The organism is Mesorhizobium sp. WSM4813 (genome assembly GCF_055811555.1).
In genome coordinates this window covers 113772-124689 of the sequence record NZ_JBVVQU010000014.1, presented here as the reverse complement: position 1 = coordinate 124689, position 10918 = coordinate 113772, and the positions used below count along the sequence as shown (strand labels likewise).

The window sequence follows — 10918 nt, the reverse complement described above, 5'->3', positions numbered from 1 at the left end:
AATATGATGACGCCATCCTGGCTGGCCTCCTTCCCAGCCAGCAGGTTGAATCAAAATTGTCGTGATTCGGGAATCCCCACGATTCAATCAAATGACAGAACGCTCTAGGGATATACGAACCAGGCGGCGGCGCTCTCATCGTCAAAAGCAGGCGCGGTCAGGCGCCCGACGGGGTCTCTTCCAATTCCGCAACGGCGCTGGTGTGGATGGTCATCGTGTTGCCGCGCCAGTCGACGGCACCGCTGAGCCAGCCGCGCGCCCAGATGGCGGGAAGCATCACGTCCCGCGCAACCATCGCCGGGATCATGCGCAGCGACAGGTGCCAGCCCTTGGCCGAGGCGAGCGCGCATTCCGGGAGATAGGAGACTACGAGAACGGCGATGGCGGTCGCCGACAGGCTGAAGCCGGCGCCGGCCGCAGCAACCAGCGCAAGCGCCAGCGGGATGGCCGCGCCGACCAGGATCTCTGGCGCGAAGAACAGGGGGAAGGTGACGCGGCGCAGGCGTGCCCAGCGGGCTTGGCGCGACCAGATTTCGTCGAGCGTGCGCAAGCCGAGCGGCTGTTCGAAAGGCGAGGCGACGAGATTGACGCGCAGTCCAAGCCCGTTCACCAGCTTGGTCGCGGCCGCATCCTCGGCAATCTCGTCGGCAAGCGCACGGATGCCGCCATTGGCGTCGAGCATGGGCTTGTCCCACAACATGCTCTTGCCTTGGGCAAAGCCAAGGCCGATCGCCTCGCCGGTATATTGCCAGCGCGCCTGCAGCGTGTTGAGGAAGGCGCATTCGACCTCCGCCCAGAACCCGTCCGGCCGCGAGCCGATCGGCGTCGAGCAGACAAGGCCAGTGTCCTGCCGCCATGCCGCCATCAGATGCTGGACATAGTCCCTCGGCATCAGGACGTTGGAATCGGCAAGGATGACCCAGTGGTGGCGCGCCGCCTCCCAGCCCTTCACGCAATTGTTGAGTTTCGGATTGCCGCTGATGCGATCGTCGCCGACGAGCAGCCGCGCCGGCACGGCCGGAAAGCGGGCGATCGCATCGGTGATCGGCCCGACCACCGGGTCGTCGGCATGGGCGACGCAGAAGATGAGCTCATAGCACGGCCAGTCGAGAGAGAAGGCGCGCTCGAGCGTTTCCTCGGCAAACGGCTCGACGCCGCGCGACGGCACGACGATCGACACCGGCGGCGCCTTGCCGGCTGGCGGCGCGATCCTGCCAGGCCGCTTCAGCTTCAACGAAGCGAGCAGGATGCTGGCGAGATTGACAAGAAGCAGAGCTGTGGAAAGCACGGCGGCTGTGACTGTCAATTCCATCGATATCTGGTCACTCCAGAAAAAAACCGGCCGCATGAAAGCCGTTTTCAACAGTTCGACAGAATGCTGAGTCGCCCGGCCCTGCACACCATCATTGTCATGTGTCACTTAAATGACATTGTTCTTCGCCACCTGCGCGCAAGGAGGAGGGCAATGACGGGAGCACCCCGTTGACCAAACTGCGGAGAGCGTCGAATGTTCCGTCTGCATATTGTGGAGTAATTTATGTACAGCGCCGTCACGCGCAACATCGAAGTACAGGTCAGGCCGTTCTATCTGGAAGATCGCTCCGACCCGTCGGAGAACCGCTATGTCTGGGGCTACCAGGTGACCATCGACAACCAGTCAGATGAATTCGTGCAGCTTCTGTCACGCTATTGGCACATCACCGACGGCACCGGCCGGGTCGAGGAGGTGCGCGGCGCCGGCGTTGTCGGCGACCAGCCCGAACTCAACCCCGGCGACAGTTATCAATATACGTCTGGCTGCCCGCTCTCGACGCCGTCCGGCATCATGGTCGGCCACTACACGATGCGCAACGAGCGGGGCGAGACGTTCGACGTCGCCATCCCCGCCTTCTCGCTCGACCTGCCGGGCACGCGGCGCACCGTCAACTGACACTCACTTGGGTTCCTAGGAACCCAAGTTCTGCGAAGGCACCGCACTCGGTATTTGGCGATTCCTCCTTCCATTGGAAGAATGCCAGCGGGCAGATAGGCAGCACTGACGCTCGTTATTGAGCCGCGGCAAACTCCGCCGGGTCGAAGTCATATTGTTTCGAGCAGAATTCGCACGCGACGTGAATGCCGCCATCCTCGGTGCTGTCCCTGATCTCGTCGGCGGAGAAGCCTTCGAGAATGCCGCGGATCTTCTCCCTAGAGCATGAGCACTGGTCGGCTACCGGTACGCCGCCGAAGACGCGGACGCCGTGCTCGTGGAACAGCCGGTAAAGCAACCGTTCGGCGCCGATCGTCGGGTCGATCAGTTCCGTCGGCTCGATGGTGCCAAGCAACGCCAGCAGTTCCTGCCAGGAATTGTCGGCCGGATCATGGATCTCCTGGCGCGGATCGCCGTCGCCTCCCGGAAGATCGGGCACGCGCATGCGGTCCGGCGATTGCGGCAGGAACTGCGCCAAGATACCACCGGCGCGCCATTGCTCGCGGGCACCGCCGACGCCGGGCGTCAAAAGCTTGGCCACCGAAAGCTTGAGATCGGTCGGGATCTGTTCCGATTGGCGGAAATAGGTGCGCGCGGAGTCCTCCAGCGTCTCGCCGTCGAGCTGGACGATGCCCTGATAGCGCTGCGTGTGGGCGCCCTGGTCGATGGTCAGCGCCAGGACACCGCTGCCGAGCAGCGTCTGCTGCGACGTCTCGCCGGCAGACGTCAGAGCCTCCAGCCGGTCGGCGTCGAAGCGCGCGTAGGCGCGTAGCGCCTGCGGCGTGGAAAAATCCGCCACTAGCATGTCGACCGGCCCGTCCGTGCGGGTCTGCAGGATGAACTTACCTTCGAACTTGAGCGAGGTGCCGAGCAGCACCGTCAGCACGCAGGCCTCCGCCAGCAGGCGAGCGACCGGCTCGGGATAGTCATGACGGCTGAGTATCGCGTCGAGCATCGGCCCGAGCTGGACGGTGCGGCCGCGCACGTCGAGCGGGCCGACCTCGAAGGGCACGACATGATCGTCACCGGCGTAGCCGAATTCGCCGAGTTTGGGTTGTTGTTCAGCCAATTGATGAGTTTCCAACATGACAAAGCTCCAGGGCGCGGCCATGCCGCCCTCCGGGGCGCATGCGTCGAAACGCGCTCGATTTACGTGATGGGCCTGAGATAGGCACCACACATTGCCGGATCAAGGTGGGCCGGATCAAGGTGGGCCGGATCAAGGTGGGCCGGATCAAGGTGGGCCGGATCAAGGTGGGCCAGATCAAGGTGGCCCGGATCAAGCGCCCAGACACCAGGCCAAAACCGCCTTCTGGGCGTGGAGCCGGTTCTCGGCCTCGTCGAACACTACCGAATGCGGCCCGTCGATGACTTCGTCGGTGACCTCCTCGCCGCGATGCGCCGGCAGGCAGTGCATGAACAATGCGTCAGGCTTTGCCTTCGCCATCAGCGCCGCATTGACCTGGTAGGGTGAGAAGACATTGTGACCGCGAGCGCGGTGCTCCTGGCCCATCGACACCCAGCAGTCGGTGACGACGCAGTCGGCCCCGTGGACGGCCTCCTCGGGCGAGCGGGTGAAGTGCAACTTGCCGCCATGCGCCGTCGACCAATCGACATGCTTCTGTGCCGGCTCGCTGCCTTCCGGCACGGCGACGTTGAGATTGAAGCGGAACCGCGCCGAGGCCTCCAGCAGCGAATGCAGCACGTTGTTGCCGTCGCCGGTCCAGGCGATGGTCTTGCCGGCAACCGGACCGCGATGCTCCTCGAAGGTCATGATGTCGGCCATCAGCTGGCAGGGGTGGGTGTCGTCGGTCAGCCCGTTGATGACGGGAACGGTGGCGTTCTCGGCCAGCTCCAGCAGCCGGTCATGCGATGTGGTTCGGATCATAATCGCATCGACATAGCGCGACAGCACCTTGGCCGTGTCGGCGATGGTTTCGGAGCGGCCGAGCTGCATCTCCGTGCCGGTCAGCATGATGGTCTCGCCGCCGAGCTGGCGCATACCGACGTCGAAGGACACGCGCGTGCGCGTCGACGGCTTGTCGAAGATCATCGCCAGCACTTTGCCTTCGAGGGGTTTTGTCCGCTCACCAGCCTTGAGCTTTGCCTTTCGCACCACGGCATCGTCCAGCATGAAGCGCAGATCGCCCTCGGAAACGACGGAAAGATCGGTAAAATGGCGAAGGCTCATTTGGGGTCTTTCGACTGTTACTTCGCGGCAGCCGCGGCTATGGCATCGGCCAGGCCCCGGGCGCCGGCGCGGATGCGGTCGAGCGCTTCATGGATCTCGGCGTCGGTGACGGTGAGCGGCGGCAGCAGGCGAAGGACGTTGTCGCCGGCCGGAACCGCCAGCAGATGCTGGTCGCGCAACGCCATGTTCACCTTGGTGTTGGGTGCGGCGCATTTCAGGCCGAGCATCAGGCCGGTGCCCCTGATGTCTTCGATGATATCAGGAAATTCGTCGGCGACACCCGCCAGCCCCTGCTTCAGCAGCAACGCCTTGCGCTGCACATCCTCCAGGAAGCCGTCTTCCAGCACCACGTCGAGCACGGCGTTGCCGACCGCCATCGCCAGCGGATTGCCGCCGAAAGTGGTGCCGTGCACGCCGGCGGTCATGCCGACGGCCGCCTCGTCGGTGGCGAGGCAGGCGCCCACCGGGAAGCCGCCGCCGATGCCCTTGGCGACCGCCATGATGTCGGGCGTGACGCCAGCCCACTCATGCGCGAACAGCTTTCCGGTGCGGCCGATGCCGCACTGGACCTCGTCGAAGATCAGGAGCAGGCCATGCTGCTCGCAGAGCTGCCTCAGCCGCTTCAGCGACTGCGTCGGCACCGGGCGGATGCCACCCTCGCCCTGCACCGGCTCGATCAGGATCGCGGCGGTCTCTGATGTGATCGCCTTTTCGGCGGCGTCGATGTCGTCGAAGCCGACCTGGTCGAAACCTTCGACCTTGGGTCCGAAGCCTTCCAGGTATTTATACTGGCCGCCGGCGGCGATGGTCGCCAGCGTGCGGCCATGAAATGCGCCTTCGAAGGTGATAATGCGAAAGCGCTCGGGATGGCCGTTAACAAAGTGGTAGCGCCGCGCCGTCTTGATGGCGCATTCCAGCGCCTCGGCGCCGGAATTGGTGAAGAACACCTTGTCGGCGAAGGTAGCATCGGCCAATCGCTCGCCCAGACGACTCTGCCCCGGTATCTCGTAGAGGTTGGAGACATGCCAGAGCTTGGCCGCCTGCTCGGTGAGTGCCGAGACCAGATGCGGATGGCTGTGGCCCAGCGAATTCACCGCAACGCCGCCGCCAAAATCGAGATATCGCTCGCCCTTGTCGGTGACCAGCCAAGTGCCTTCCCCATGGTCGAAAGCCAGGGGTGCGCGGGTAAAGGTCTCGAAAAGCGCCGAACCGCTCATTATATGCGTCTCCGGAACCGGAAAATCAAAAAGCCGCCAAAGCGGCGGCCTTTGCGGCTTATCGTGTTTTTCGACCATGAAGTCAACGAAAACGTCGCGCAAGGACGCGCGGCAAGCTCTCCAGCGAAACGCCGGCTCATAAGCGACCGGGCAAGTTGGGGAAAACCGAAAAAACCGATTCGTGTTGACCCTCGGACTCTTGTCACCGAGTCACCGCATAAGGTAATTGTAGGTCGAGAAATAACTAGATTTCGTGCGGCGGACCTAATCACCCGATATATGTGGTGTCTGCCCGGCGGAAGCCGGATCGTGGAAGGATTCCGATCGCCGCACATTTCAGCAGGAGCGCGGTCTCATGAATTGGACTGACGAGCGGGTCGAACTTCTTAGAAAATTGTGGTCGGAGGGACTGAGCGCCAGCCAGATCGCCGCACAGCTCGGGGGCGTCAGCCGCAATGCGGTCATCGGCAAGGTGCATCGGCTGAAACTGTCGGGCCGCGGACGCTCGACCGCCACGCCGGCACGCCAGAAGAAGAGCGTGCAGGGTTCGAGCGTCCAGAAATCGGTGTCGCGGGCGGCAAGCACTGCGCGGCATATCACCACGTCGATCGGCGCGACCGCGCTACAGGCGCAATTCGACGCCGTACCGGTGGCGCGTCATTACGTCCGTCCGGTCGAGAACGTCGTCGTGCCGATCTCGCGGCATCTGCAACTCGTCGAGTTAACCGAACGGACATGCAAATGGCCGAATGGCGATCCGCTTTCGGAAGAGTTCCATTTCTGCGGCAACGACGCGGCCGAAACCGGACCCTATTGCAAGTACCACGCCCGCATTGCGTTCCAGCCCGCTTCGGAGCGGCGGCGGAGTAGATAAGGGAATAGGGGAGTAGGGCAGTATGGGAGTAGGTAAAGATTAGGCTTTGTGAGTGCGACCCTGGCAACGCACTACATACTCCCTTACTGCCCTCCTGCCCTACTCCCTTACTCCCCTTTCTTCACAGCCAGCCGCTCTTGCGGAAACGCCAGTAGAGAACCGAGCAGACCAAAATAATCGCTCCCAGAACGACCGGGTAGCCATATTCCATCCTAAGTTCCGGCATGTCGTTGAAGTTCATGCCGTAGATGCCTGCGAGTGCCGTCGGCACCGCCAGGATTGCAGCCCATGAGGCGAGCTTCTTGGTGATCGCCGTTTCCTGGCTCTGGCCAACCAGGAGGCTCGCCTCGAAGGCAAATGCGAGCACTTCCCGCAAGCTGTCGATCTTCTCCTGGACGGTGCGGATGTGGTCGGTGACGTCGCGGAACAGCGGGTGCATAGCCGCATGGATTTGTGGCAGGTCGGCGCTGGTCAGCCGGCGGCAGACTTCCACCAGCGGCAGCGCGGCATTGCGTAGGCGCAAGAGATCGCGGCGCAGCATGTAGAGCCGCTCTATGTCGGAGCCGGTCATCGGCTTCAGCAGAACCCTGTCCTCGATCGCCTCGACCTCGTCCTCGATCTGCTCGAGCACCGGCATGTAGTTGTCGACGATGAAATCGAGAATGGCATAGAGGACGAAATCCTCACCCTTGGCCAGCGAATGCGGGCAGCTTTCCCAATGCTGGCGAACGGCGGCATAAGAAGTCGACGGACCGTGCCTGACGCTGACGATGTAGCCGGCGCCGACGAACAGATGCGTCTCGCCGAAGGTGACGCGCCTGTCGATCAGTTGAGCCGTGCGGGCAACGATGAACAACGCATCGCCATATTGCTCGATCTTCGGCCGCTGATGCGGATGCTCGGCGTCCTCGATCGCCAGATCGTGCAGGTGGAATTGCGCCTGGACGCGAAGCAACAGGTTGCGGTCCGGCTCCAGCAGGCCGATCCAGACGACATGACCTGGTTTCTTGGCCCATTCGCCAGCTTCCTCGATCGGAATGTCGGCGACACGCCGGCCGCCGGTATAGACGCTGGAGGCGATGATGCCCGATGTCGGCGGGGCCGGCGTCAGGTTCCGAACGGTTTCCATCGCTACCTCCTGGAGGCATGGCCTCGGGTCAGGATCAGGAACGTTCGGTAAAGCTTAGCCTAAATCAGCAATGGGTTCGAGAGGCAGCCGCTCACTTCGCCGGTCGCGTTGCGGGAAGCACAATCTTGTCTGTCTTGTCGCCCTTCGGCCGCTCGGCCGGCATCTGGTCGCCGGTAACGATGTAGTAGATCGTCTCGGCGATATTGGTGGCGTGGTCGCCGATCCGCTCGATATTCTTGGCGCAAAACAGCAGGTGCGTGCAAGGCGTGATGTTGCGCGGATCTTCCATCATGTAAGTCAGCAACTCGCGAAACAGCGAGGTGTACACGGCGTCGATCTGATCGTCGCGATCACGCACGAAGCCGATCTTTTCCACCGAGCGCGACGCGTAGACGTCGAGCACTTCCTTGAGCTGCGTCAACGCCAGGTCGGCCAAGGCCTCGATGCCGCGGAACAGGCTGGTCGGCTGGCGCCCTTCTGTGACGGCAACCACGCGCTTGGCGACATTCTTGCCGAGGTCGCCGACCCGTTCGAGGTCCGCCGAGATGCGGATCGCGCCGACGATCTCGCGCAAATCCGTCGCCATCGGCTGGCGCTTGGCGATGATGATGATCGCCTTGTCGTCGATCTCGCGCTGCCCTTCGTCCAAAACGGCATCGTCACGGATGACCTTCTGCGCAAGGCCGGGGTCGGCGTTGACCAGGGCCGCGATCGCCTGTTCGACCATGCGTTCGGCATGCCCACCCATGGCGGCGATGCGCTTCGACAGATATTTCAGCTCCTCGTCATAGGCGCTGACGATGTGCACGGACTGCATGGAGATGCCTTCCCGGGGTCTTCTGGTCCGAGTCGTTTCCTCGAATCCCCGCTGATACGCTAGCCGGATGACAGAAAAAAGAAACCGGTAGAGCGACACAGAGCACGCTCTAAGTCCCTTATCCACGCATCCGGCTATCCTAAAACTTCCGGTTCTCGGACCGACGCCTTCTTAGATAGTGAGGCGTCAGTGCGCCGGCAAATGCACCGTGAAAGCTGCGCCCTTGCCGACCTCCGACTTGATTGAGAGTCTGGCGTTGTGGCGCGTCAGGATATGCTTGACGATGGACAGGCCAAGGCCGGTGCCTTTCTGAGTCCGGCTGTTTTCGACATCGACGCGGTAGAAGCGTTCGGTGATCCGCGGGATGTGCTCCTCGGGAATGCCGGGACCGAAGTCCCGGATGGTTACGTCGATGCCCGGTTCGGGACCGTCATCGCTATGAGCAATCGTCACCACGACACGTCCACCCGACTGTCCGTATTTGCAGGCGTTTTCCAGCAGATTTTCGAAAACCTGGAAAAGCTCGTCGCGATCCCCAGGCACATTAAGCGGCCCTTTTGCGAAATCCCGCTCGATGGCAACGCCGTTTTCCTTGGCAAGCGGCCCCAGCGAATCGATGACGCTGTCGAGGGTCTGGCGGAGATCGACCTCGGTTCCCGGCTTGAGATAAGGTTTCATCTCCAGTCGCGACAGCGACAGCAGGTCGTCGATCAGCCGCGCCATGCGGCCGGTCTGGTTCTGCATGATCTGCAGGAACTGCTCGCGCGCCGCCGGGTCGTTGCGGGCCGGGCCGCGTAGCGTCTCGATGAAACCGGAGATCGAGGCGAGCGGGGTGCGCAGTTCGTGGCTGGCATTGGCGATGAAGTCGGCGCGCATCCGGTCGATGCGGCGCGCCTCGCTCTGGTCCTTGAAGACCAGCACATAGAGGTCGGTGCCGTAACCGACCGAAGACGCACTCACCCGATAGGTCCGCTCGACGGGCAGCTTTTCGGTATAGTCGACGACATCCGAAGCGGCGGCTCCCGATAAAATACTGTCCAGCAAGGCCTGCATCTCGGGCGCCCGGAATTTCAGCGACAGCGACATGCCCGGTGCGATGCCGCCGAAGGCGGCGAACGCGGCGGCGTTGGCATGGACGATCGTGGCGGTGCGATCGAAGATAATCAGCGGATCGGCAACGGCGGCCGCCAGATATTCTCCCGACAGCTGTTGTAGCCCGCCTGCCTCGATCGCCGCGGCATCCTCCGCGGACTGGCGCGCAACGCCGGCCGGCAGCATCGCGGCGGCAAGCAGCAGCACGGCACATGCCAGCAGCACCACATAGCCGGACGTGTCTGCGAAACCATAGACGGTCAGGACCGCGACGGTGCCGGCCGCCAGCAGCCAGCGGCTGTTCCACAACCGGGTAGCGACCGCCTGCGCCGTGCTTCGCTGTTCTGCGCCGCCCATGTCAGCCATTGTCAGCCATTCGCGCGCATTGTGCCTCCGCCCCCACCGGCCGGCCGGGTGAAACGTCCCGCTGGACCGGCGCTAGAGCGCCGTGCGTCCAATTGGACGCACAAAGGACGCTCCACCACTCTCTCAACTGCTGCATCGTTCTTTCCGAAAATCGATTCCGATTTTCGGGCCGATGCAGTAAGGCTCCAATAGCATGAGTCCGGAAACTGGAAAGGTTCGTCTCGATGAAAAAGCCCAAGGAAGATGCCGCCGCGCCCGTTCCAGGTCCGGTCAAGATCCGGATCGACGGCAAAGAGCGCGAGTTCGACATCGAGGATCCCAAGCTTCCGGACTGGGTCGAGGACAACAAGCTGACCGCCGGCGGCTATCCCTACGACAAGAAAATGAACAGCGACGACTATGACGAGACGCTCGAGCGGCTGCAGATCGAGCTGGTCAAGGCGCAGGCATGGCTGCAATCGACGGGCAAGCGGGTGATGTCGCTGTTCGAAGGACGCGATGCCGCGGGCAAGGGCGGCACGATCTTCGCGCTGCGCCAGTACATGAATCCCAGGACAGCGCGCAACGTAGCGCTGACCAAGCCTAGCCCAACCGAACTCGGGCAATGGTATTTCCAGCGCTATGTCGCGCACTTTCCGACATCCGGCGAGTTCGTCACCTTCGACCGCTCCTGGTATAATCGCGCCGGCGTCGAGCCGGTCATGGGCTTCTGCACGCCGGAGCAGCACGAGAAATTCCTGGACGAGACGCCGTATTTTGAACGGATGATCTGTAACGAGGGCATCCATTTCTTCAAATTCTGGCTGAACATCGGTCGGGAAACACAGCTTGAGCGATTTCACGATCGCCGCTGGAGTCCTTTGAAGCGCTGGAAATTCTCGCCGATCGACATTGCTGGCATCACCAAATGGGACGACTACACCAAGGCGCGCGATCTCATGTTCGAACGCACGCACGGGGAATTCGCACCCTGGATCATCGTACGAGCCAATGACAAGCGGCGCGCGCGACTTGCCATCATACGGCGCATCCTGTTGTCGCTTCCCTATGACGGCCGCGATCTCGACGCCATCGGCAAGGAAGACAAGAAGATCATCGGAGAAGGGCCTTCGTTCCTGCAGGCCTGAAGCCGTGGGGGGGGGGGCCCCCCCCCCCCCCCCCCCCCCCCCCAGCCGGGGGGGGGGGGGGGGGTGAGGTATAAGAAAGAGCGCCCCCCCCGCCCCCCCACGACGGCGACCAGCGGCGGAGGGGGGGGGGACGTGG

General features: G+C 62.8%; 10 protein-coding genes. 3 read left to right on the top strand and 7 right to left on the bottom strand.

What is annotated here, in order from left to right:
• Positions 1-157: 157 nt before the first annotated feature.
• Positions 158-1312, bottom strand: coding sequence for a ceramide glucosyltransferase (locus AC0L25_RS10755; RefSeq protein ID WP_473595453.1), 1155 nt, complete (start codon positions 1310-1312; stop codon positions 158-160).
• Between the two features lie 225 nt (positions 1313-1537).
• On the opposite strand from AC0L25_RS10755, the gene apaG reads away from it, so the two are divergent.
• Positions 1538-1930, top strand: a complete 393-nt coding sequence (gene apaG, locus AC0L25_RS10750; RefSeq protein WP_473595452.1) for a Co2+/Mg2+ efflux protein ApaG — start codon at positions 1538-1540, stop codon at positions 1928-1930.
• Between the two features lie 115 nt (positions 1931-2045).
• Here apaG and AC0L25_RS10745 read toward each other — a convergent pair whose 3' ends face one another.
• The 3 genes from AC0L25_RS10745 to AC0L25_RS10735 form a co-directional block, all read right to left on the bottom strand.
• Positions 2046-3080: an Hsp33 family molecular chaperone gene (locus AC0L25_RS10745; RefSeq protein ID WP_473595451.1), complete on the bottom strand. Its 1035-nt coding sequence runs from the start codon at positions 3078-3080 to the stop codon at positions 2046-2048.
• Between the two features lie 168 nt (positions 3081-3248).
• Positions 3249-4160, bottom strand: coding sequence for an ornithine carbamoyltransferase (gene argF / locus AC0L25_RS10740; RefSeq protein WP_473595450.1), 912 nt, complete (start codon positions 4158-4160; stop codon positions 3249-3251).
• 17 nt (positions 4161-4177) lie between these two features.
• Entirely contained in the window at positions 4178-5377 is a 1200-nt protein-coding gene (locus AC0L25_RS10735; RefSeq protein WP_473595449.1) for an acetylornithine transaminase, read from the bottom strand.
• A 355-nt stretch (positions 5378-5732) separates the two neighbouring features.
• Here AC0L25_RS10735 and AC0L25_RS10730 point away from each other — a divergent pair, with 355 nt between their 5' ends.
• The gene (locus tag AC0L25_RS10730; protein WP_473595448.1) at positions 5733-6251 is read left to right on the top strand and encodes a GcrA family cell cycle regulator; all 519 of its coding nucleotides are present in this window, start codon (positions 5733-5735) and stop codon (positions 6249-6251) included.
• A 121-nt stretch (positions 6252-6372) separates the two neighbouring features.
• Here the strand turns inward: AC0L25_RS10730 and AC0L25_RS10725 are convergent, their stop codons facing one another.
• From AC0L25_RS10725 to AC0L25_RS10715, 3 genes are all read right to left on the bottom strand, one after another.
• Entirely contained in the window at positions 6373-7380 is a 1008-nt protein-coding gene (locus AC0L25_RS10725; protein WP_352951344.1) for a magnesium and cobalt transport protein CorA, read from the bottom strand.
• Positions 7381-7471: 91 nt separating this feature from the next.
• Positions 7472-8197 carry a phosphate signaling complex protein PhoU gene (phoU, locus tag AC0L25_RS10720; RefSeq protein WP_352951345.1) on the bottom strand — a complete coding sequence of 242 codons (726 nt, stop codon included), beginning with the start codon at positions 8195-8197 and terminating at the stop codon, positions 7472-7474.
• A gap of 186 nt (positions 8198-8383) precedes the next feature.
• Positions 8384-9655 (bottom strand): sensor histidine kinase, encoded by a 1272-nt coding sequence (locus AC0L25_RS10715; protein ID WP_473595447.1) that lies wholly within the window; start codon positions 9653-9655, stop codon positions 8384-8386.
• Positions 9656-9879: 224 nt separating this feature from the next.
• Between AC0L25_RS10715 and ppk2 the strand changes: the two genes are divergently transcribed.
• On the top strand, positions 9880-10782 hold the full coding sequence (ppk2, locus tag AC0L25_RS10710; protein WP_473595446.1) for a polyphosphate kinase 2: 903 nt from the start codon (positions 9880-9882) through the stop codon (positions 10780-10782).
• Positions 10783-10918: the final 136 nt, after the last annotated feature.